Origin of the sequence: Streptomyces anulatus (genome assembly GCF_000721175.1) — a bacterium.
Classification (GTDB): domain Bacteria; phylum Actinomycetota; class Actinomycetes; order Streptomycetales; family Streptomycetaceae; genus Streptomyces; species Streptomyces anulatus_C.
In genome coordinates, this window is sequence record NZ_JOEZ01000043.1 from 41,314 (window position 1) to 62,506 (window position 21,193).

The window sequence follows — 21,193 nt, forward strand, 5'->3', positions numbered from 1 at the left end:
GCCCCCCTTGGGGGCAGAGTCTGAGTCATCCGGCTCTCGGCGCGATCACGGTCGCGTTCCCGGTAGAGGGCTGGGCTGTAAGGGTGTGACCCAAGGTTCGTCTGGGAGATCAACGGCCGATGACTGCTACCAACTTTTCGATGGCCTTCCCTTCATACCTGTCGTCGGCGGTCGTAACGGACTATCGCGCTGACCGTCGGGGCGGAGGTCCCGCTCACCATCGCGCTTGCGTCCAATGCCCGATCAAGAGACGGACTCAGTCAGCAGCGCGCAACCAGTACCGAAGCGATTGGTGAACCCGCTGTGCGGGCGCACCGCAGCCTTGGGTGCGCCCGCACAGCCAGCCATCAGCTCTTCGTGCCGAAGTTCTGCACCCACCAGGGGCCGTTAGCCGTCAGATTGACGCCGGCGCCGAAGTCCTTGTAGGAGCAGTCCAGGATGTTGGTGCGATGCGCGGGGCTGTTCATCCAATCCCGCATGGCGGTTTTGGGGTCCTTGGGGCCCTTGTGAATGTTCTCGCCCCACGAACCTATGGGGTAGCCGGCCTTTCGCATCCGCTCCCCAGGGCCCTCCCCCTCGGGGCTGACATGGTCGTAGTAGTTTCGGGCGGCCATGTCCCCGGCGTGAGCTCGCGCAGCGGCGCGCAACTTCTTGTCCAACTTCAGCGGACGACAGCCCGCGTTCGCCCGCTCGACGTTGACCAGTGCCAACACATCGTCCTCGAAGCGGGCCGCCGTCCCAGCCGGCTGGGATTCCGATGGCGACACGGAAGCGGGCGTCGCGCTGGCCGGCATCACGCCGCCGGACGGATTGGCCAGCGCCAGCGTACCGATCGAGGCGAGCGCCGCGGCGGCTACGGCGCCCCCGGCCAGGACTCGAATCTTCACGCTGCGGTTGCCGCGGCGGTGGCGGCTCGGCGAACCGTCCTCGCTGCTGGCACCAAGCCCTGAAAGGGTTCTCTGAGCGTGTTCGTCGTGATCGTTTGCGTGCATGGGAGCTCCGTTCTTCTGCTTGTCGGCAGGTCCGACTCACAGGAGATAGGGCAGTGCCGCCAGGACAACACTTTTTCGCAGAAGAATCTGCTGGGGCGCTGGAGAGGCCACGCGCATGCCGCTGCGGGTGTTGCTGCACACCAGCTCAGGCACCCGGATCTCTCGTCAGCGCAGCTTCTCCACCGGCGGCGGACCGACGATGCCACGGGAGCTCAGCGAGCGCGGAATACCACCAAGGCTTGGACCGCTCTCCCCGCGACGACAGCTGGCGATGAGGGGCCAGAGACGGTCAACTCACGGGAAAAACAGCACGGTTCACCGGCTTTGGGCCGATTTAATGCAGCGAGATGTGCAGCAACTAAGCTCAATATGTGATGAGTTGGTGAAGGACTTGATCCGAGGGCGCGCTTCGAGCATGGTTTCGAAGCGCCCCCGGAAGTCTTCCGGCTGAGGCCCTTTCTGCGAGAAAATTTACGAGAAGAGCTCTCTTCCATGGCAAATCACAAACGTGCGCGTCGGCTCAAACTCACCGCCGCCATCGCCGCCGTAGCTGCGGCTGCTGGTGCCGCCCTGTTCGGCACATCGTTCGCGAATGCGACGCCAGAGCCCAAGATGGGGACCATCTACGGGGCGGATGCGGCAACCGCTGTATCGGGCAGCTACATCGTCATGCTGAGCGAGAAGGCGGACAAGGCCGAACTCGCCAAGCAGTACGGGGGCAAGCTCCAGCGAAGCTTCAGCTCGACCATCAACGGGTTCTCGGCCAACAAGCTGTCCGAGACTGAGGCCAAGCGTCTGGCTGCAGACCCTGCCGTCGCGAAGGTCGTGCAGAACAAAACGTTCCGAATCAGTGCCACACAGCAGCGGCCTCCGTCCTGGGGACTGGACCGGATCGACCAGGCCCAGACACCTGGTGACAACGCCTACACCTATCCGGATTCGGCCGGCGATGGCGTGACCGCCTATGTCATCGACACTGGCGTCCGAGTCACGCACAAGGACTTCGGCGGCCGAGCCTCCTCGGGCTTCGACGCCGTGGACCGGGACAATGACGCCAATGACGGCAACGGCCACGGGACTCATGTGGCTGGCACGATCGCCGGCACATCCCACGGCGTCGCCAAGAAGGCAAAGATCGTGGGAGTCCGTGTACTGAATGACTCAGGCTCCGGCACCACGGACCAGGTCATAGCTGGCATCGACTGGGTCGTAGCCAACCGCAAGGGCCCCGCCGTCGCGAACATGAGCCTCGGCGGCGGCGTGGACCCTGCTCTCGACGCCGCAGTCCGAAAGGCCGTCGCGTCCGGCGTCACCTTCGCGATCGCAGCCGGCAATGAGGCCCGGGACGCAACCCAAAGCTCCCCCGCGCGGGTTGCCGAGGCCATAACCGTCGCTTCGTCCACCGTCACCGACGGACAGTCGTCGTTCTCGAACTACGGACCGGTGGTGGACATCTACGCCCCGGGGTCGAACATCACGTCCACCTGGCACGGAAGTGACAGCGCAACGAACGTCATGTCAGGAACATCGATGGCAACTCCGCACGTCGCTGGCGTGGCAGCTCTCTACCTGGCTGGCCACCCAGAGGCCACACCCGGTGAAGTCGCTGCGGCGCTTACTCGCGGAGCGACTCAGGGCGCAATATCCAATGCGACCCCGGGGACGACGAATAAACTGCTGAAGGTCATCAAGTAAAGCGACCCTGGGCAGAAGGCAGCGGCCGCGCATCGGCCAATAAATCCGATGCGCGGCCGCTCCTCATCTGCACAGCACCCGTTGATCGACCATTCGGAAACCGATGGCCGAATTGCACATGCGGCCAATCCTGCTGGAGATCACAGGACCGCGCGACCCTAATATCCCCGCATGGGAGGCCACCAGCTTATGCATGTGTTCTCAGGATGAACGCCAGAAATGTCGGCTAGCAGACTGACGATCTTTCAAGGGGTAGGAAAAAGACGGGACATCAGCCCTTTCCCAAACGGGGAGAGTGACCAGCGTACGTCGTCGGTTGCAGAGCCATTGCACTCCTCCTCTCGCGGCTGCACCTCAGCAGCCCGAGCGGGTGCGGTCTCCACAGAGAGAATTGCCCAGCAGCGTTTCCCGCTATCTGTTGTCTCAGCCCCCTGAAGCAGACAGAGATCCTCTATCAGCATGAGTCCCCGCCCGCACTCGTCATCGATCTGCGTCAATCTAGGCCGCGGCAGATCCCTGCTCCCGTCGAAGACCTCGACGACAGCAAGACCATGCACGAGTGCCACCTGGGCTGTCATACGCCCACAGGCATGCCGCAAACCATTGGTAAGCAGCTCCGACGTCACCAACTCCAAGTTGAAGTACAGGTCTTCGTCCAGATGCCCCACCCACCCCCTGACCGCACTCGACACACGGCGGCGGGCACTGTGAACCCCTGCTTCGGTTGCTTCGACGGTGAAGCTGATCGAGGGGTGAGGCATGGTATCGCTCCTCAGTTGCGGGTCCGCTGCAAGCTCCACGATCGCGTCAGCGGAACAACAAGCGATTTCAAGACTTGCACCACACCTCATCAAAAACAACAAATCGGTGCATACTGGAACGCGAGGTCAGCCCATAACACCTACCAGAACGAGGCGATGGCGAGCTCAGGAGTAGTCACCGCCAAGTGGTGCCTATTCAGTATCTTCTGGCGCATAATGGCCCTCCGCTCGCCCGGAACGAGGTTTCGCCATGGATCTTGAGTTGCGCCACCTGCGGGTACTCTGCGCGCTAGCAGACTCAGGGAGCGTCGGCAAGGCAGCCACTGCTCTCGGATACACCCAGCCAGCGATGAGTACGCAGCTGCGCCGAATCGAGGGACTGCTCGGAGAAGGAGTATTCGTTCGCAGCAATAGCGGGATCGAACTCACTCCCTTCGGCGCGCAGGTCGTGAGCCAGGCTCGGGAGGTCCTGGCACTCACAGATAACCTCACGCGCCTACGCCGTCATTCAACATCTACGGAAGCGCATCGACTGCGACTCGGTGTTATCAACACACCAGCGGTACCCATGCTCCTGGACGCCCTCCGCGATGCCTGTCCAGACCTCGTTGTATCAATCAGCAGCGTGTACGCCACCGGAGAGCTAATCAGTCTTCTGGAATCCGGGGAACTAGATGCGGGCCTTGGGTGCGACTACCCCGGAATGCCAATCCGCCACTCTCCGAACCTAGAGCATAGGGCGATCAAAACCGTCCCAGTCTTCGTCGCCACCCATGCCAGCCACCCGCTGTCGCATCGCCTGGAGATTCCCCTGGAAGGACTTTCTGAAGACACGTGGTTCGTCTCTTCTGACGACGGAGTAGGTTGGCCTGGAGCTTTCTACGACGCTTGCCGGGCTGCAGGGTTCAAACCTGCGGTTACCCACGAGTTTCATATGCTTGATCAATTGCTGTCGATGATCTCCCGAGGACTTGGTGTGACAGCAGTTCAGCCCACTGTATGCCCAACAAGCGGGGTCTTGATCAAGCCCCTGGCAGGCGACCCGCTGTGGCAGCGGCATCTACTTCTCTGGCGTCGAGACCTGATCGAAGCTTCGGTCGTGGAAACCCTGCACCATCACGCCGTCCGTACCCACCGTCACCTTCTCGCTCAGGCTCCACACTTTCAGAAATGGGTAGCTCGCTCGTATGCAACCCCCCGCTCCAATGACGGCCCGGGATAAATTCACCGAACTCCGCACCCGCGCAGCCGCTCAGCAGCGAGTCCAGCCGAGCGACGTGTCCAGGCACGGGGCCCTGCAACGGCTTGCCGCCGAACGAGCTGGGCTGGCCACCATCACCCCAGCGTCCATGCCGCACCGGCTGGACCGTACGGCGCGAGATGTCAGGGCATGTCGCCTTCCCAGCCCCATGGGCCGTCGGGGTAACTGATGGTCGGCGCGTACGAGGCGCGCCCACCCTGCCCATACGTGCTGTGCAGCGTGATCAGGTAAGCGCCGGTGGTGTCTCTTCGTCCGTCCAGCCGGTGACGTCGATCAGCTGCCCGTCCAGGGGTCCGCCGGTCAGCACCCGGTAGGTGCGGCCGGGCTGCGGTCCGGCCGCGGGAAGGTCGTGCTCGGTGCCGTACACCCGGGCGGGGTGCCTGCGTCATGGAGCCCAGTCTGGTCCGCCACCCGTGCACCCGGCAGCGAGTTCCGGGGAAGTCGCCCCTGGCGGGGGACCAGGAGCAGCGAGGTGCCAGGCCGGCCTTTCGGTCGGGCTCGGCCTGAGCAGACCGGCCGTAGACGCGGCAGGGACTGAGGTGACCGTGTCGGTGGTCCAGGCAGTTGTCGATGCGTACTTCCGCAGAATCGATCAGGGCGACGATTCGAGGCACGTATCCGACTTCGCGGGGGGAGCGACGCATCGACTGCTCGGGAACGACGGCGCGCCGCATCACCCGTGACGCGCCCAGCGCGGGCCGGGGGCAGACCTGTCGGTAGCGAAGCCCTCGCACGACGAGCTTGATCTTGACGTTCCGTGCTGTGACGGAGACCGCTGGCGGATCACCACGAGTAAAGTCAGCAAGATCAACCCGAAACCATGGGATCCCTGTCACGCACGGGATCCGTTCCCAGAAACCGTTCGGTGTAGTCGAGCTGGCCTTGCTGGGCGGGGTCGGCTCACTGGCGGCGGGGCGGCAGCCGGTGACGATGACGAAGATCGCGTTCGGAAGCAGTCACACCTTGCTGGATCAGGCGTTCCAGGCTCAGTGGGTGCGGTCGCCGACGTCCTTGAACGACTACGACAGCGTGCCTGCGCCGGATCCGATACCGCAGCTGCCTCATCGATGGATGCCTTATCGGAACAGAGTTCACCCTGACGACATCGCGACTACAACCTCAGTACGGGGTGAGCCGGCGCTGAAAGGGCCGCCGTGCCTCGCGGACGGCGGCCTTTTTACGATGCGTGGACTTGCTACTTTCCGGGTTCCACCTGGAGGTGGCTGCCATGGGACGCTAGCGGGTCGGTTTGGTCCCGCTTCAGCCCTGGTGTGGGCTCAAGGCCGGTGGTCTCTCTGGTCAGCAGGACACCGCGGCCGAGACGGTCGCGGTCGAGGGGGGCCAGCCCCACTGGTCGACGGAGAAGCTGCCGTTGACCGTGGAGCCGCATGGCGCGGTGGTGACAATGCTGCCGACCGAGGTCGCGCCCGCCTGTATGAGCACGGTCGGGTTGATGGGCGCTATCGGGGCACCGCCGACGACTGTGCCGGAGACCGTGAAGCCGACCTGCTGGGGTTGCCAACCGGAGTTGGTCGTGGCCGCGACCCCATAGAAACGGACCTGGTTGCCGGTCACCTCGACACAGGCTCGGGTCAGTAAGATTCCGGGCGCACCGGGGGCGCCGCAGGTTGTGACGGCGCTTACCGGGGCGGTCGGCGCGGCGACGGCTTCTTGGCCGGTGGCCAGAGTGGCCAGGGTCGCAGCGGCGACCGCAGCAGTGGCAAGACTCTTCATGAGGTACCTCCCTCTTCCGCTGCCCTCACCAGAGAGCAATGTGAAATGTCACATGTTCGTCGGGTAGATCATGGCAGCAAACCGAGACGGGTAGCGCCTAACTCCAGGGAAACAGCATTTTTCTACTGGTTCCGACTAAAAAATGGCTGATTCCAGTGCAAATGACCACGAGAGAAGTCGCCGCACTCACGCCGATGTCAGCGATGAAGGAGGCAGCCGCACCTGGACACGTTCCAGAGACGCGGAGATCGTCACCGCCCTCTCGCAGGAACACGCCCTGTAGCTACCGGCATCACCCCGCGGCTATACGGAAGCCCGGCCTGCGCAGCCGGGCCGCTGCGGGCAAGCTCAGGCGGCAGGTTCAGAAGGCTCCGGCTGTGGCTGGAGAGCGAGCCACAGCCGTTGCTGGCGCCGATCGCCCTGACCGAAACAGGTTCACGTTCTAACGAGCTCGTGCGTGGTAAGCGGTGAGACGTCGAGGGCTTCGGTGGGACCGGTGCTCATCTCTGTCGTCGGGGTTCCAGGTCCGCGGTCTGCTGGTGGGACAGTAGGCCGGCGACGGCCTGGACGGTGTCGCTGATGTGCTCGCGACGGCCGAGGCGGCGGGCGAGAGCTCGCCAGTTCTTCAGGTGGGCGATGCCGTGCTCGACCCGGATGCGGCGTGAGGAGTGTGCCTTGCGCTGTCGCTCGTGCATCTCCTCGTACCAGTCCGGGGCGTCCTTCTTGAACTTCCGGTGCGGTGGCGTCACCACGCGTCCGCCGGTCTGGGCGCCGAGCCCCTGGTAGCCGGCATCGGCAAGGATCTCGACGACGGGCCCGTCGGCCAGGAGCTTGACCAGCCCTAACTGGCGGGCGTGAGTGATGTCCGCGCAGCTGCCTGGTCTGGCTGGGCTGCTGAAGATCACCCTTCCGTTCTGGTCGGTGAGGACCATGGTCTTGACGGCGTTCTGCTTGCCCGGGCCAAACCGGGCAGTGCGCGAGTGCGCTGGATCTGTGGTGACGCGACAGCCCTCCCGCCGCTGCGGGTCGACCTGGCAACGATGACAGCGAATGTCGCCCAGGAGATCGTTGATCCGGACACCTGGCAGAAGACGCTCCAGGGAGCCTACGATGCGCTACGGCCGGGCGGGCACCTGGTGTTCGAGACCCGAGATCCCGCCAGACGCGCCTGGGAAGAGTGGACCCGCGAGCACTCCTACCGCGTGACACGGATCCCGGGCACCGGCACTGTGGAGAGCTGGGTCCAGCTGATCGACGTGAGCCCGCCCCTGGTGACCTTCCGCTGGACCTACGTCTTCGCCGCGGACGGACAGGTGCTCACCTCGGACTCGACACTGCGCTTCCGGGAGCGCGACGAGGTCGAGACGGATCTAGTCGCCCACGGGTACGTGGTGCACGACGTGCGCGATGCGCCTGACCGGCCAGGCAGAGAGTTCGTCTTCCTCGCACGACGCCCCTGACCTAGTGATCCACGCCACTCAAACTTCGATGGCACATGCTCAAAGTTCAATGGCACAGGACAGCCGGGCGGCCTTCCCGCATGTCCACCCCACACCTTCAGGATAGTTCGCACGGGTTAAAAAACAGGATAAACTTCAGGGTAAACGGTGCTAGGGTGCGGGTGCGAAAGGAGACCCACCCATGGCATCCGAGCAAGAACTGTTCGCGAACATCGACGCCCTGCTGGAGGAGGAGCCGCAGCTGCCGCCCCCGGCGGAGCGTGCCCGGCTGCGTGAGGCCGCCGGTATCACCCAGGCCCGTCTCGCGACCGCGTTGAAGTCGACCGTGCAGACGGTGAAGAACTACGAGAACGGGCGCTCCGAGCCGAAGTCGCCGCGCCTGGAGGCCTACCAGCGGCTGCTGAACGGGTGGGCCGCGCGGTACCCCGCCCACGCCATCTCCACCGCTCCTACTCCGGTCGCCGCGCCGCATCCGGTGCCGGAAACGTTCACCGGCCCTGCCACCCCAAAGGCGTCTGAACTGGAGACCGTCGCACCGGTTCAGGCCCCCGCTGCCCCGGAACGCCCCGTCACCCGTCCGGCAACGTCGTCACGTCGCCCGGCACGCAAGCGCGTAGTTCCGAACATCGCCGCCCCGCCCTACCAGCATGGCCCGCTGGCCGTGTTGGACGGCGACGGTTCCGCGTACGGCGTCGACGGCATCGTGCTGGACTGCCCGGCGACCACAGTGGTGGAGCTGGTGGAGTGGACGCTGCGCGAGGCCGGCCTCGGTGCGCCGAAGCTGCACCGCAACGGCAAGGACTCCGACCCGCTGATCGTCCTGACCACGGCGGCCGCCGTGAAGCTCGGGCTGCCCGAGCGCCTGGAAGACCGCCGCGGGCTGCGCCTGGAGGAGAACCACCCGGTCGTCAAGCAGATCCTCAAGGCCAAGTGGCAGCTCACCCAACGCGGGTTCGGCCCCTGGGCCCGTATCTACCGCAAGGCGACCGGTGCCCAGCGCCAGTGCGTGCAGCTCGCGATCCTGCCCTGGGACGCCCTCGACACCCGCTCCTGGCCCGGCGTCGCCGACATGGACCCGGCCGCCATCGCCCAGGTCCTCGGCCTCTACGCCCAGCGGGTCGCCACCCCGCGCGGCTCCACCGCCGTCTCCGGCCTGGAACTGATGACCGCGCTGCGCCCGCCGACCCGCCCCGTGCGCAACGAGGAGACCGGCAACTGGGTCTCCGGCCACAACCCCGGCAGCCTCGGTACGGAGCCGATGGACCCGGCCCCGCCGGAGGGCCAGATCGAGCACCCCGCAGTCCACCGCATCGGCTGGAAGGGCGGCTTCCTCCGGGAAGAGGCGTACCAGTGGGTGCGGTCGGTGGACACCCTGTCCGATGAGGAGTGCCTGCTCCCGTACGCGGTGGGCCTCGACCTCAACACGGCGTTCCTCGCGGCCGCGGCACGGCTCACCGTCGGCCTGTCCGCCCCCGACCACTTCGTGGCCCCGAAGTTCAACCCGAAGATTCCCGGGTCCTGGCTCGTCGACCTCTCCCACGTGGAGATCGACGAGCGCCTGCCCTCCCCGTTCACACCGGACGGCGAGCGCCCGACGGGACCGGCCTGGTACCAGACGCACACCGTCGCCTACGCCCAGGAGCTCGGCTACAACGTCGAGATCCTGGAGGCGTACCTGCGCCGCGAGACCGGGGCGTACCTCGACCCGTGGCACGACCGGCTCAAGGCCGCCTACGTCGACACCCTCGCCGACATGGGCGTCACCAAGGACCTCACCGACCCGGAGTTCCTCGCGGCGATGGAGGAGCACAAGCAGGTCGACCCGGTGCTGACCGCCGTGCTCGCCGCGATCAAGGGCACCATCAAGGGCGGCATCGGGAAGCTGTTCGAGAACCCGCAGGGCAAGGGCCACAAGGACGGCGAGCCGTGGCCGGCCATGATGCGCCCGACCTGGCGCCCCGACATCCGGGCCGCCGTCATCAGCAAGGCCCGGGTCAACATGCACCGCAAGCTGGCGAACATGGCGAAGATGACCGGCATGTACCCGCTGGCCGTGCTGTCGGACTGCGTCGTCTACCCGGCCCCCAGCGACAGCCCGCTGGACTTCCTCCCCTACGCCGCGTCCGGCAAGCCGCAGCCCGGCGCTTTCCGCCTGGGCCCCACGCCGGGCCTGGCGAAGCTGGAGGGCGTCCAGGAGATGGCGTGGGCGGTCGACCTGATGGAAAAGGGCTTCAACCCGGCCCGCCACATCAAGGGTGACGGCCACGACGCCGTCCTGGACGAAGGGAAGTGACCGTGGGGGAGATCGAGGACGCGATCGAGCGGGCCGACCGGGAGAGCTTCACCCGCGAACCACCGAAGACGCTCAAGGGCCAGATCAGCTACCTGCTCAAGCAAATGGGCAGCGCCAAGGCCGTCGCCCAGGAGCTCGGGGTGACCGCCGACTCCGTCAACCGCTACCGGCGCGGGGCCCGCAAGCACGCCCGCGCCGATGTCGCCTCGAAGATCGACGACGCCGTACGACAGCGGTGGCAGCCCATGGTGCGCAAGCGCCGGCAGAAGCAGGCCGCCGCATCCGGTGGGATCACGGTGGAGACCCGGGCCCGGTTCGGCTACACCTCGTCCGCCGGATCGACCGACGACGGCCGGTTCCGGCGACTCACCGTGAAGCTCCCCGCCGCGTACGCGCAGCGCCTCTTCGACGCCCGCGACACGGGGGCTAGCGACCAGCAGATGCGTGAAATCATCGCCGACGGGTTCAAAGAAGTGTATTTCCAGGACGGCGGCGGTCGCGCTATGGGACTGGCGGACGTGGAAATCAACGACATTGATTACCTCGATCTGGACTACTGAATAGGAGCGGAAAGTATGACCACGCAATTCCTGTGACTGAGCGCTCCAGTTGGCGAGTGAGCGTGATATCTGGCAGCAGAGGCAGGAATTTCCGGGCGCAGAGCGCCTCGCCGATGTCACAGTGGCATTCGAATCGGCGATCAAATGGGAGTAATCATGACAGAGCGGGACGAGTGGCAGCCTTTGTCGCGTCGCAGCCACATCACGACTCGTGAACAGGCTCTGCTCGAAGGGGTACCGAATCATTTGATTCGCCCGCTGAAGACTTGGATTGTCGAGTATCTCGCCGCCCATCCGAAGCTCACGGGACGAGTCGCTCTGCAGATGCGCATTGCTCTCGACACCCCAGATCCTGAGCAGCTTGTCGAGGCCGTTGAGGCCAGCGATCCCTCGCTGCTCCTTGATGTTGTCGACGTGGTGCTGCACCTTGACAAGGGGCTGTGGTGGGAACTTGATGTCGTAGGCCCTGAACGAACGATGGAAGGCGGCCTGGCCGACTGGCTCCCGGAGTTCTCCTGGCCGAAGGGAAGCAAGGCAGCAGCGGTCGAAGGGCTCGACGACATGCTCATGGACGCTGGCTCGGCTTTCGAGGTCGATTGGCGTCAGCGGCGCTTGCAGCGCCGAGTCGACGCCACGGTGGCTCTCGCTGCCGAAGAGGCAATGGGCCTGGAGGCCGGAACGCATCTTCGGGCGGCGTGGGTCGCTACGTACGGGCGGCACCCGGATCCGTCGAAAGCCTACGATGAAGCGATCCGAGCCGTTGAGGCTGCAGCCATCCCGGTCGTGCTGCCGAAAGGCACGAAAGAGACCCTTGGCAAAGTCCACGGGCACCTCAAGACTGCCAGTCACAAGTGGGAACTCGCGATCGAGGGAAGAGGTGGCGGCTCTGTTGCTCCTCTGACCGAGCTGATCGGTCTGCTCTGGACGGGGCACGTCGCTCGACATGCTGGCGGCCCCACCTTCCGCCCGCAGCGTCAAGACGAAGCGCAGATGGCGGTCCATCTGGCTGCAACGCTGGTGCACTGGTTCATAACCGGTGCGGTTCGGCCGCGAACGTCAGAGTGAACATGGAGCACCTGCCCGCCAGCACGCGGGCAGGCGGCTTTGCTCAACTCGCCAACTGAAGCGCTCAGTCACAATTCCCGCCCACCGACCTCATCGACCTCGACAAGAGCCCGCTGATCGACGCCGACCACGACCCCGAGCGCATCGCCGACGCGCTGCGCAACAGCCCGCACTTCCTCGGCGCCGACGGCGAGGCCGGCGGGGACACCGTCACCTTCAGCACCCCGGCCGGTGTCGGCTACGTCCTGACCCTGAAGGACGCCGAACCCACCGACGACGACCTCCTGCCCGAGGCCGTCGCCGCCGCGATCCTTAACCACCCGAACTTCGTGGTCGCCGACGCCGACAGCCCCCGCGAGGACACCATCACCGTCCAGAGCCGGGGCGGCATCCGCTACCAGCTGGCCCTGGCCTACGACCGCACCGTCGACCCCGGCGCCGGAAAGGTGTCGACCCCGGCCGCCGACGTCGCGGCCGCCGCCGACCAGGTCCTCATCAGCAACCCCAGCGACGTCGACCGCTCCGTGGCCGGACTCCTCAACTACGTCGCGGCGACCTGGGAGAAGCAGGACATCGCCCTGCGCGAGCACGCCCAAGCAGTCGCCCGTGACCTGACGGGCTCCCGCACCCGGTAGAACCCCGGCCTCAGCCCGGCCCCGGCCCGGCTGACCGCCCCTCCTACGGCTCGGGTCCCCGGCATGTCAGCTGCCGGGGACCCGAGCCATCAGTGTCCCCCAGCCCACCAGCACACACACCCCACCCCCTCATCAGGAGGAAGCCGTGCCGTACGACCACGATGACGACCTGGACGACGCCTTCCGCACCAGGCGCCGCCAGGCCCACGAGCTCGGCTACATCAACACCTACTACCGGCTGCCCGAACGGCTCGGCGTCCGCGGCACCATCGGCGGCCGGGTCCGCTGGACCGACCGGGAAGGCGCGATCGTCGACACCTCCGGGGCCTACCTCCAGGTCCTCCTGGACGGCGACACCGACCCGGTCCCCTGCCACCCCACCTCGAACATGGCCTACTGGACGCCGACCGGCTAGGTACAGGCCACCCGGCTGCCCGACCCGTACGCCACGGCCAGCAGCGCCGGGGGAGCGTCCCGGTGACCGCGCCCGCCGACACCAAGCAGGCACCGGCCATGCCGATCGGATCAGCCTCGTGACCACAAGCAACCTCGAAGAGTTCGCCGATCGCGTCCGGTTCGACCTGCAGAGCGCCGGCCTGCTCCAGCCCCCGCCCCCGGCCATGCCCTCTGCCGATGACGCGGTCCAGGGCAGGCCAGTGGTCTACATCGACGACGGCCAGGTCCACGTGGACTGGCTGTGCCACGCCCGCCTCAACGCCGCCTCGCTCGACATGGTTGAAGCAGGCCGCGACGAGGACGACGTCGTACGTCGCTATGACGCGGTGCGCGTCGCCATGCACACCGCCCTCGGAGCCATCCTCCACGGCTTCGATTACCAGCTCGACGCCCCGCACTTCGGGTACGGCTACACGATTCGGCCCTGACCTTCCGGAGCACTCCCATGCCTGAGCCTGACCACAACCCCGGACCACCCCAGGCCCACGTCGTCGCCTACCAGCACCCTGAACTGGCCGGTGTCCTGCTGTGCCACGAGCACGGCGAGAGCTGGGCGGGCTTGGTCCCGCTCACCGCCGGCGACCTGCCGCACGGCGGGTTCTGCGGCTGGGGAACGTCCGACTCGCACGTGTGCGGCCGCGCCCTTGCCACGAAGAAGCCCCGGCAGTGACCCACCCCCAACCCTCACCGGAAGAAGACATGCGCATGCCCACCGAACCCGCAGCCATCGACCGCGACAAGAGCCCGCTGCCCGACGCCGACCACGACCCGGTCCGTATCGCCGACGCCCTGCGCCGCAGCCCGCACATCACCTTCGTCGCCCCGGCCGCGCCCGGCGACGAGACCGTCCGTTTCCGCGACGCAGACGGCATCGGCTTCGAGCTGTCCCTGTCCACCGTTGAGCCGGAACCCGATGCTGAGCGGGTCGCGTACGCCCATGACGCCGTCGCGGCCGCGATCGGCAACCACCCGCACTTCATCCGCGCCGTCCTGGAACAGCCGTCCTTCGGGCCGCTCAACCTCGACGCGATCACCGCGCTCACCCGCACCGGCAACGAGTACACCCTCACCCTGACCGCCGCGTACCACCCCGCCCGCGACCAGGAGCACGGCGTCCCGGCCGAGGCCATCGCCTACGCCGCCGACCGGCTGCTCTCCAGCGACCCGAGCGACTCGGAGCGCGCGACGGCCAAACTCCTCAACTACGTGGCCGCCACCTGGGACACCCAGGACCAGCCGCTACGCGAGCACGCCCAGGCCCTCGCCCGCGCCCTGCACACCCGGTAGGAGGGGATCACCGCATGCCCCCTTCCATGGCCACCCGGCGCGCGTACGGTGAGGTGACGACCCGCCGGGAGGACCAAATGAGCGCGCAGCCCGACCACGCCCCCCTCACCCCGTACGCCCCCGCGCCCGGGGCACCGGCCGAACTTCTCCACCAGCTGCGCGCCGACCGGCGCGCCGCGCAGTGGGTGCCGGCCTTCGAGCAGGAGTGGGCGGCCGCCCTGGAGGAGTCCCGCCGGACGTTCTCCCTCGGCGGGCTGTACGCGGTCCTCCAGGACTGGCAGGGCCGACTCGCGCACGCCCCGGCCGTCGACGCGTTCGTCGCCTCCGGCTACGACGACAGCGACGCCATCGACATGGCGGAGCTCCGGGGAAGGCGAAGGCGCCGGTGAGCGGACAGCCGTACGCGGTCCGCTTCTCCACCCCGGCCGCGAAGGTCCTCACCACCCTGCCCGAACATGTCGAAGACACCGTGTGGGACGTCCTGGAGGCCGCGGCCGCCGACCCGTGGGGGTTCCGGCAGTGGAACGCGCAGGACCTCGAGGGCGAGGACGTCCGCTACGCGTCCGTCGGCCAGCTCTCCCTCACCTACTGGATCAACCGGCCGCTGCGCCGGCTGACCGTGCTGAACATCGTCTGGCTCGGGTAGCCACCCGCTGACAACGCCACGACCCCGGCATCGCAACTGCCGGGGTCGTGGCGTTCCGCATCGTAGCCACGGCCGTAGCCACCCGGACGGCACCGTGGATCCGCGCCGTGGTCACGAGGTGCCGCGGGGACGGTCGGCACCGAGCTGGACCTCCCGCCGGCACTCGCGGCAGTCCGGCAAGCCGCTCACACGCCGCCCTTCCCCCTCCGCCCATCTGAAGCCGCACAGCGACATGGTCAGATCCTCGGCGGGATCGGTGACGTGCGAGCCGTGGCCCGGCACGTTCCACGTGACCGTCGTCCCGCCCTCGTAGGGCGCGCCCTCCGGCCATTCGTAGACGTCTTCGGTCGTGGTGCAGCGCATCCGGAGGTCGGGGCCTTCCCAGCGGGCGCCCTGCCGGGTTGCGGCGCCGGTGTCCACGGCATCGGCCAGGCGCTCGAAGGACAAGTCGTAGTCACTCATGTGCTCCCAGCTGCCGGGCGCCTGCTGGCTGACCAGCGAGCGGAACTCCAGCAACAGCCGCTCCAGGTCATGCCGCCCGACGCGGACCGTGTCGCTCTCGGGGTCGTACGCGTCATCCGGGGCGGTCATCTTGGGCATCGCACTTCTCCTCGTCCACACGGGCTGGTGGGCTGAGTGTGCCGGGAACCCTGCGGTCCAAGGGGCCGTATCCACCAGTTGCCACCCGGGCGGCAACACCTATCCGCCCGGTAGTCACCAGCGGCCGCGGGGCCGTTCGGCACCGAGCTGGACCTCGCGCCGGCACTCGGGGCAGTCCGGCAGGTCCTCCGTCCGGCGCGGCCTGTCGTCCTTCGTCCAGCTGAACCCGCACAGCGCCGTGTGCATGATTCCCCGGAAGAGTTCGTCCTTCGTGGCGTGCGAGCCGTAGCCCGGCACCTTCGAGGTGAACGTCGCCTCCCCGTCGTACGGTGCGCCGCCGGGCCACTTGTAGACCGGCTCGGTCGTGGTGCAACGCATCCGCAGATCAGGGCCCTTCCAGTGCTTGCCGTACCGGATCTCCGAGCTGGCATCGACCGCGTCCGCAAGGCGCTCGAAGGACAGGTCGTAGTCGTCCATGTGCTTCCACTTGCCGGGCGGCTCCTCGCGCATCAGCTTGCGGAACATCAGCAGCAGCCGCGCCAGGTCGTGCTGGCCGACCCGGACAGTCGTCGTCTCCGGGTCGTAGCCGTACGTCGCGTCGTGTGCGGGCTTCTTCGGCATCGATCCTCGATCGCTCGGTACAGCGCACGGCGCAGTCGGGGGGTACGTCACGGTCGCTTCCACCTGCCCAACGAGCCAGCCCCGGCAAGTGAAGGCGTACGACAGGGAGACAGGGCTCAGCGGGAACAGTGCGCGCAGACAGGAGCGCCAGCGAACGCCTGATCCGCTGCGGCGACATCGCGGCCGGTGACGTGAGCTGCCGCGTCCAGGGAAGCTGACAACGGCCGGCCCCCGGCGGGGCCGATACGCCCCAGGTTGCCTGTGGCGATGCACTCGTCGGCGGCTGCCGCAAAGTACCCAGGGTCCTTGCGATAGACGCTGGTGACGGGGGTCTCGCGACGCCATCTCGCTTCCGCGCCGCCCCACTCCTTCTCCGCCTCTTCCGAAGTCACCCCAAGGGCCTCTGCAAGGACCTCCCAGCTCGTACCGCGGACCCGCTCGGCAATCACCGCCTCCTTCAGCAGGGAGTCATTCGCGTAGTGGACCTTCGCCAGACGTACGTAGTCACCCGCCTGTGCTTGGTCCTCGCCCACCATCTGCACGTAGCGAACGAGGCGGCGTGCGATGGAAACGGCCGAGCTCCCCAGCTCGATCCTGACGATGTCGGAGTCGGTGAAGCTGTCAGCCGGCAACTGTCGCGGGCCCACCTGGACCGCGTCGGTCTCGTTGTTCATGACGCGGATCGTAGAACGGCGCTGATGCCCCTCAACCACCTGTGGGGGTGTGAGGCTCACACCTCGTTTCCCCAGGTGAACGCGCTGACCTGTAAGGCTATGAGCCTGTGAGGTCCAGCCACGCGATGCATCGTCACCCTCCCCGCCGTCAGCATCCAGCACGCCCACCCCTCGATCCGGTGAACCGCTGATCAGCGGAGCCGTGAGACCGACTCGTCGACTTGCTGCCGCACGCCTGGTGGCACGTCCTCCGTGGGGGAGGACGCTTGTCGGCCAGGGAGTCGAAGAGGTCCGCGAGCAGCCAGAGTACGAAGCCGTGGACCATGGCCTCCTTCGGCTCGATCGTTCCGAACCGGTCGCGCCAGGCCACTCACCATGGCGGCCGGCTACTCACCATGTGGCCGCGGTACTCACCACGCCACTCACCACGCGGTGGTGAGTGGGCTGGGCCACCGCCTGCGGCGGCCGGGTTCGGCCCCGCGTTCCGCCGGCTCCTCGCACTGGCCGCACCCTGCCTGTCCGTTCGGGCCGCACGCGGGGGTGCAAAGGGGGGTGCGTAGAGGGGTGCACGGGAGGGTGCGAAGGGGGGTGCACAGAGGGGTGCGAAGGGGGGTGCGCTCGTCCTGGGCGGCCGTTCCCGTTTCCCCAGGTCAGGCCCTGGTTTCTGTGTGGTGAGTGGTCAGACTTCCTCTTCTGCTGCCCTTCCTGCTCCCGGTGTTGTGGGGGGAGTGGTGGGTGGTTTGGGGCGGTGGCGGTCATCGGAGCCGGCGGGGCGCTGCGCTGGCCGTTGGGGGCCGCGTCGGCCGGTGGCCGCCGCGCCCGGTGGGAGGCGCGGGGCGCGGCGTTCAGCAGCCCTCCGGGCACCGTTCCGCGCCTCTCCTGCCCGTCGGGCCCCTGGGTGGTCTGGCGGGCGCTGTAGGAGCCGCCAGGGCTCACTGGGCCCTCCGCCCCCGGCCGCTCTCGTGGTTGCAAAGGGGGTTGCTAAGGGGGTTGCGCAGGAGGTTGCTAAGGGGGTTGCAGAGGGGGTTGCTAAGGGGGTTGCACTCGTTTTGGACGGCCTCTCCGGTTTCCCCAGGTCAGGCCCTGGTTTCTGTGTGGTGAGTGGTCAGACTTCCTCTTCTGCTGCCCTTGGCCCTGGTGGTGGGTGGGTGGACGGGTGGGGGCGGTGGCAGTCACCGGAAGCCGGCGGGGCGCTGCGCTGGCCGTAGAGGGGATCGCGTCGGCCGGTGGCCGCCGCGCCCCGGGGGCGGCCGGGGCACCGTCCTGTTCACCGGTCCAACTCCGATGGCAAACGGTCCAGGTTCGATGTCTCAGGACACTCCGGCACCATCCTGTAGCCGACGATCGAGCCTGCTCCTGTGTGGCACACAGCCTGTTTCCCCAGGTGGGCGAGGCTCGCTGTGAGGGTGTGAGGTGTGAGGCGAGGGCCTGCGGCAGCGGGATGCCGCTGCTCCTGGTCGTGCTACTCGCCGTGGTGTGCAGCGGGTGCTGCTCGATGGGCAGCGCGGCGGGCGGTGGGGGGCTGCTCGTGGTCCTGGTGGTGGTCGCTGGGGTTGCAGCACGGTGGTGTCGTGGGTGCAGCGCAGCGCAGCACAGGATTTGCATGGGGCAGGCGGCACACGGGTGCTGCACAGGTGTCTGGCATAGCCCGGCCGGTGCAGCACGGCCAGCTGCTGCGCGCAGCCCGAGGCCCTCGCTGCAAGCTGCAGACGGCGGTCGGTCGTCCTCCCGCTTGTTCTGGAGAACTAGAACAAGACGGTTCCCCTGGTGCTACCGACGTTGCTCCGTCCCGGCCGGGAACAACGACGACGCCCTCCCGGGATCGGGGGGCGCCGTGGTGGTGCGCGACGTGCGGCGGCGGTTCGCGGCGCCGGAACATACCTCATGAGTGATCTTATGCGTGAGATCTATTCACCCCAGGCGGGTGCATTCAGCAGAGCTGCGGATCCGTGCAGCGGAAACCACCAGCTGCTACGCGTCGGCTCCGAGCCGAGCTGCTGCATACAGCGAGCGCCCGCGAACCGAGGAGGCCGCCGTTTGTTCTGCTCCTCCAGAACAAGCCGGTTCACCTGGTGCTACCGCCACGGGCACGAGAACGGCGTCACACCCTCGGGTGTGACGCCGTGTTGCCGTGATCGGCTGTTTCAGCGGACGCTCTTGAGGCGGGTCGTCTTGGTGATGGAAGTGACGTTCCCCTTGGCTCTGGCTTCGGCCTTGCGGGCCTTCTCATCCAGGTGGAGCTGGAAGCGGCGTTCGTACTCATCCTCGAAGTCGCCGACGTCCAGGCGCATGTCCCGGGGCAGAGCCTTGACTGCGCGCTGCTGCTCGCGGGGGTCGTGGAACGCGGCGATCATCGGGTGGAGCTGGAAGCGCCCGCGGCGGATTACGGTGACGAGCCGGGCGGCGACCAAGTGCTGCATGGCCCGGCTGATCACGCCACGCTCCATCGCGAGGCCAGTGGCCAATTCGTCGTGCGTGGCGACGACCAGGCCGCCCGGCTCCTGCTCGCTCATCATGTGAAGCAGCAGCGTGTAGGCGGTGGGAGGCAGGCGCGGCACGTACGCGAGACCGTTGAAGCTGCCCCACAGCACGTTGCGGCGCGGAACCCATTCCTCGGCAGCGGACGTCATGACGTGGCCTTCCCTTCCCCATCCGACTCCTTGCGCACTTCCAGTTTCGCGCCGGGAGCGGCCATCGCCCTGAACGCGTCGGGCGCGTCCGGGTCCTCCATGATCTCGCGCAGCAGGTCCAACTGCTCCACCCTGTCGCTCATACCCGTCTTAGCGCGCTTCTTCTCGCCCTTGCGCGGCTCCCTGAGCCCGCCCCGCAGAGAGGCCGCCGGGTTGAGCTGGTAGACGCCCCGCTGGACCTTCCGCAGAGCCCCGTCGGCCTCCAGGACGTTGAAGACGCGGCTGATGTGAGGCCGGCTGTATCCGAGATCGGCGGACACGTCCTCGTGGGTGGCCTCGATCAGGCCGCCGGGCTTCTGGGAGCCCATCAGGTGGAACAGCACCACGAGCACGAACCGGTCGCCGTCGTAGCGGACAGCGGCCCAGCGCATGAACTCCAGGCTGTCCATGGAGAACGCCTCGCCGATGAACCCCGTGCTGGAGCCGACGGGGAAGACCTGGGCAGCATGTCCGGCAGGCAGCTCAAGGGTGGAGCCGACGGACCGGTTGTACGCGGTGGGCGGCGGCTTCGGGCGGCGCCGGCGACGGGACGGCGCATCGGGCAGCTTCGGCGCTGCGCTGCCGTCCAGGGGCCCTGAGCTCATGGGGTTGCTGCCTCCTTGATCGTCGTGACGTCAGCACCATAGCGGAGATCCGTGGCAGTAGTGCCACCAAAACGCAGCAGCGCCAACACGAAAGTCACCCGTACGTCAGCCCTGGACTGACCATCGGGTCCGAGGCGACTCCGACGGCACCGCTGACGCACCGTGCGTAGATCCGTGGCAGTACTGCCACGAAACGATGTTGATGGGTCAGGACCGACTGACATCCCGACCGAGATATGTCAGTCCTGGGCTGACATATCTCTCCAAACTCAACGCCCTGACCTGCGAAAACGTGCAGCTCTTACCTCTAGAGCGTGCGCGCGCGTGATACCGGATCTCCCCACCGTGATCAAGTACCGCCACGCCGTGGGATCCGCCCCTCTGCAGCAGTATCAGAGCCCGCCGCACGGGCCCCGTCGTGGCGCGCGCGGCTTCGCGTGCGGCGCCGTGCTCCGGTGCGGGTCGGGGACGGCAGCAGCAGCTCTGAGTCTCGGGTGGTGCCGACCGTGACGATCAAAAACCGGGAAGCGTAGCCGGTGCCGGTGGGCGGTTCCGCCCTCCGGCCCTGGGGGGCCGGACGGCTCCGGTACCTCCGCACGTTGAATTCAACCAGTCCCATATCTGAGCTTCCTTTCCGTGGCTGAGCTATTTCGGTCCGCGCAATTCTGAATTCAACCGGTAGTTTATTGGCCGGTCAGGGGTGGCGCAGCCAGGACCCAAACGCTACACAGCGCACGCACCTGATGCATCATCCACGTGACGTGTTCACCCTCGCGAATGACGTCTCATCGGATTCCGCCCCACAGTGGTGGGTTGGCGTGTATGCTGACGGGGTATTGGTGAACGTGAGCGGGCAAGCTCGGGGGTCAGGGTGGAGCGCAGCGGAACCCGTCACTGCGGTGGGGCCGGCACCCATGCGACCCGACGATCCGTCACCGTCGTTGCGGGGGTGGTGGCTGGGAATCCCAAGCCCTACACAGTCCCGCACGTGATGCATCTTCCCCCATAGCCAGCCCCGGTGATCGCGCTTGCGCGGTCGCCTCCAATTCGCGCTTGCGCGAATTGCATTCCGTCCAGAATTCCGTTTACGGAATTCCATTCCAGCGCTTGCGCTGGAATTCGAATTGCGCTTGCGCAATTCGCGCTCTATGCCCCGGCTTGCCGGGGCATATCCCGCTC

At 67.0% G+C, this 21,193-nt stretch carries 24 protein-coding genes and 1 pseudogene; 14 read left to right on the forward strand and 11 right to left on the reverse strand.

What is annotated here, in order from left to right; genetic code table 11:
* Nucleotides 1–347 precede the first annotated feature (347 nt).
* Nucleotides 348–992, reverse strand: coding sequence for a CAP domain-containing protein (locus tag IG90_RS0134525; protein ID WP_233436185.1), 645 nt, complete (start codon nucleotides 990–992; stop codon nucleotides 348–350).
* A 492-nt stretch (nucleotides 993–1,484) separates the two neighbouring features.
* On the opposite strand from IG90_RS0134525, the gene IG90_RS0134530 reads away from it, so the two are divergent.
* Nucleotides 1,485–2,687: a S8 family peptidase gene (locus IG90_RS0134530; protein WP_030593849.1), complete on the forward strand. Its 1,203-nt coding sequence runs from the start codon at nucleotides 1,485–1,487 to the stop codon at nucleotides 2,685–2,687.
* A gap of 245 nt (nucleotides 2,688–2,932) precedes the next feature.
* On the opposite strand, the gene IG90_RS46975 is transcribed toward IG90_RS0134530, so the two are convergent.
* Nucleotides 2,933–3,538 carry an ATP-binding protein gene (locus IG90_RS46975; protein WP_324604330.1) on the reverse strand — a complete coding sequence of 202 codons (606 nt, stop codon included), beginning with the start codon at nucleotides 3,536–3,538 and terminating at the stop codon, nucleotides 2,933–2,935.
* Between the two features lie 160 nt (nucleotides 3,539–3,698).
* Between IG90_RS46975 and IG90_RS42900 the strand changes: the two genes are divergently transcribed.
* Complete coding sequence (locus IG90_RS42900; RefSeq protein ID WP_078585534.1) at nucleotides 3,699–4,670, forward strand: LysR family transcriptional regulator; 972 nt, start codon at nucleotides 3,699–3,701, stop codon at nucleotides 4,668–4,670.
* A 262-nt stretch (nucleotides 4,671–4,932) separates the two neighbouring features.
* On the opposite strand, the gene IG90_RS47215 is transcribed toward IG90_RS42900, so the two are convergent.
* The 3 genes from IG90_RS47215 to IG90_RS0134550 form a co-directional block, all read right to left on the reverse strand.
* Nucleotides 4,933–5,076 (reverse strand): hypothetical protein, encoded by a 144-nt coding sequence (locus IG90_RS47215; RefSeq protein WP_167345024.1) that lies wholly within the window; start codon nucleotides 5,074–5,076, stop codon nucleotides 4,933–4,935.
* Nucleotides 5,077–6,008: 932 nt separating this feature from the next.
* Nucleotides 6,009–6,443, reverse strand: coding sequence for a hypothetical protein (locus tag IG90_RS44520; RefSeq protein WP_157846387.1), 435 nt, complete (start codon nucleotides 6,441–6,443; stop codon nucleotides 6,009–6,011).
* Nucleotides 6,444–6,943: 500 nt separating this feature from the next.
* Nucleotides 6,944–7,375, reverse strand: coding sequence for a transposase family protein (locus IG90_RS0134550; protein WP_106973029.1), 432 nt, complete (start codon nucleotides 7,373–7,375; stop codon nucleotides 6,944–6,946).
* 18 nt (nucleotides 7,376–7,393) lie between these two features.
* Between IG90_RS0134550 and IG90_RS0134555 the strand changes: the two are divergent.
* The 4 genes and pseudogenes from IG90_RS0134555 to IG90_RS40950 all read left to right on the forward strand — a co-directional run.
* A pseudogene (locus IG90_RS0134555) lies at nucleotides 7,394–7,903 on the forward strand (class I SAM-dependent methyltransferase); the annotation flags it as partial.
* 181 nt (nucleotides 7,904–8,084) lie between these two features.
* The gene (tap, locus tag IG90_RS0134560; protein ID WP_030593859.1) at nucleotides 8,085–10,196 is read left to right on the forward strand and encodes a telomere-associated protein Tap; all 2,112 of its coding nucleotides are present in this window, start codon (nucleotides 8,085–8,087) and stop codon (nucleotides 10,194–10,196) included.
* A 2-nt stretch (nucleotides 10,197–10,198) separates the two neighbouring features.
* Nucleotides 10,199–10,756, forward strand: a complete 558-nt coding sequence (tpg, locus tag IG90_RS0134565) for a telomere-protecting terminal protein Tpg (protein WP_030593862.1) — start codon at nucleotides 10,199–10,201, stop codon at nucleotides 10,754–10,756.
* 156 nt (nucleotides 10,757–10,912) lie between these two features.
* Nucleotides 10,913–11,821, forward strand: a complete 909-nt coding sequence (locus tag IG90_RS40950) for a hypothetical protein (protein ID WP_157846400.1) — start codon at nucleotides 10,913–10,915, stop codon at nucleotides 11,819–11,821.
* A gap of 68 nt (nucleotides 11,822–11,889) precedes the next feature.
* Here the strand turns inward: IG90_RS40950 and IG90_RS0134575 are convergent, their stop codons facing one another.
* Nucleotides 11,890–12,141: a hypothetical protein gene (locus IG90_RS0134575; protein WP_030593865.1), complete on the reverse strand. Its 252-nt coding sequence runs from the start codon at nucleotides 12,139–12,141 to the stop codon at nucleotides 11,890–11,892.
* Between the two features lie 9 nt (nucleotides 12,142–12,150).
* Between IG90_RS0134575 and IG90_RS0134580 the strand changes: the two genes are divergently transcribed.
* The 7 genes from IG90_RS0134580 (at nucleotide 12,151) to IG90_RS0134610 (ending at nucleotide 14,845) form a co-directional block, all read left to right on the forward strand.
* A complete protein-coding gene (locus tag IG90_RS0134580) occupies nucleotides 12,151–12,456 on the forward strand; it encodes a hypothetical protein (RefSeq protein WP_030593867.1) in 306 nt (101 codons plus the stop codon).
* Nucleotides 12,457–12,601: 145 nt separating this feature from the next.
* Nucleotides 12,602–12,871 (forward strand): hypothetical protein, encoded by a 270-nt coding sequence (locus IG90_RS0134585; protein ID WP_030593871.1) that lies wholly within the window; start codon nucleotides 12,602–12,604, stop codon nucleotides 12,869–12,871.
* Nucleotides 12,872–12,989: 118 nt separating this feature from the next.
* Nucleotides 12,990–13,340 carry a hypothetical protein gene (locus IG90_RS0134590; protein ID WP_051860445.1) on the forward strand — a complete coding sequence of 117 codons (351 nt, stop codon included), beginning with the start codon at nucleotides 12,990–12,992 and terminating at the stop codon, nucleotides 13,338–13,340.
* Nucleotides 13,341–13,357: 17 nt separating this feature from the next.
* Complete coding sequence (locus IG90_RS0134595; RefSeq protein ID WP_030593874.1) at nucleotides 13,358–13,582, forward strand: hypothetical protein; 225 nt, start codon at nucleotides 13,358–13,360, stop codon at nucleotides 13,580–13,582.
* Nucleotides 13,583–13,617: 35 nt separating this feature from the next.
* Nucleotides 13,618–14,199 (forward strand): hypothetical protein, encoded by a 582-nt coding sequence (locus IG90_RS0134600; RefSeq protein WP_157846401.1) that lies wholly within the window; start codon nucleotides 13,618–13,620, stop codon nucleotides 14,197–14,199.
* Nucleotides 14,200–14,276: 77 nt separating this feature from the next.
* On the forward strand, nucleotides 14,277–14,588 hold the full coding sequence (locus IG90_RS0134605) for a DUF6247 family protein (RefSeq protein WP_030593878.1): 312 nt from the start codon (nucleotides 14,277–14,279) through the stop codon (nucleotides 14,586–14,588).
* Nucleotides 14,585–14,845, forward strand: coding sequence for a hypothetical protein (locus IG90_RS0134610; protein ID WP_030593880.1), 261 nt, complete (start codon nucleotides 14,585–14,587; stop codon nucleotides 14,843–14,845). Before IG90_RS0134605 ends, IG90_RS0134610 begins: the two co-directional genes overlap by 4 nt.
* 111 nt (nucleotides 14,846–14,956) lie before the next feature.
* On the opposite strand, the gene IG90_RS0134615 is transcribed toward IG90_RS0134610, so the two are convergent.
* The 3 genes from IG90_RS0134615 to IG90_RS0134625 form a co-directional block, all read right to left on the reverse strand.
* The gene (locus IG90_RS0134615; protein ID WP_233436214.1) at nucleotides 14,957–15,445 is read right to left on the reverse strand and encodes a hypothetical protein; all 489 of its coding nucleotides are present in this window, start codon (nucleotides 15,443–15,445) and stop codon (nucleotides 14,957–14,959) included.
* A 114-nt stretch (nucleotides 15,446–15,559) separates the two neighbouring features.
* A complete protein-coding gene (locus IG90_RS0134620) occupies nucleotides 15,560–16,066 on the reverse strand; it encodes a hypothetical protein (protein ID WP_233436215.1) in 507 nt (168 codons plus the stop codon).
* Between the two features lie 116 nt (nucleotides 16,067–16,182).
* Nucleotides 16,183–16,740 (reverse strand): hypothetical protein, encoded by a 558-nt coding sequence (locus tag IG90_RS0134625; protein ID WP_157846402.1) that lies wholly within the window; start codon nucleotides 16,738–16,740, stop codon nucleotides 16,183–16,185.
* 748 nt (nucleotides 16,741–17,488) lie between these two features.
* On the opposite strand from IG90_RS0134625, the gene IG90_RS44525 reads away from it, so the two are divergent.
* Entirely contained in the window at nucleotides 17,489–17,659 is a 171-nt protein-coding gene (locus IG90_RS44525) for a hypothetical protein (RefSeq protein WP_157846403.1), read from the forward strand.
* A 1,225-nt stretch (nucleotides 17,660–18,884) separates the two neighbouring features.
* On the opposite strand, the gene IG90_RS0134630 is transcribed toward IG90_RS44525, so the two are convergent.
* Both IG90_RS0134630 and IG90_RS40955 read right to left on the reverse strand, forming a co-directional pair.
* Complete coding sequence (locus IG90_RS0134630; protein ID WP_030593889.1) at nucleotides 18,885–19,370, reverse strand: hypothetical protein; 486 nt, start codon at nucleotides 19,368–19,370, stop codon at nucleotides 18,885–18,887.
* Nucleotides 19,367–20,014, reverse strand: a complete 648-nt coding sequence (locus tag IG90_RS40955; RefSeq protein ID WP_051860446.1) for a helix-turn-helix domain-containing protein — start codon at nucleotides 20,012–20,014, stop codon at nucleotides 19,367–19,369. Before IG90_RS40955 ends, IG90_RS0134630 begins: the two co-directional genes overlap by 4 nt.
* Nucleotides 20,015–21,193: the final 1,179 nt, after the last annotated feature.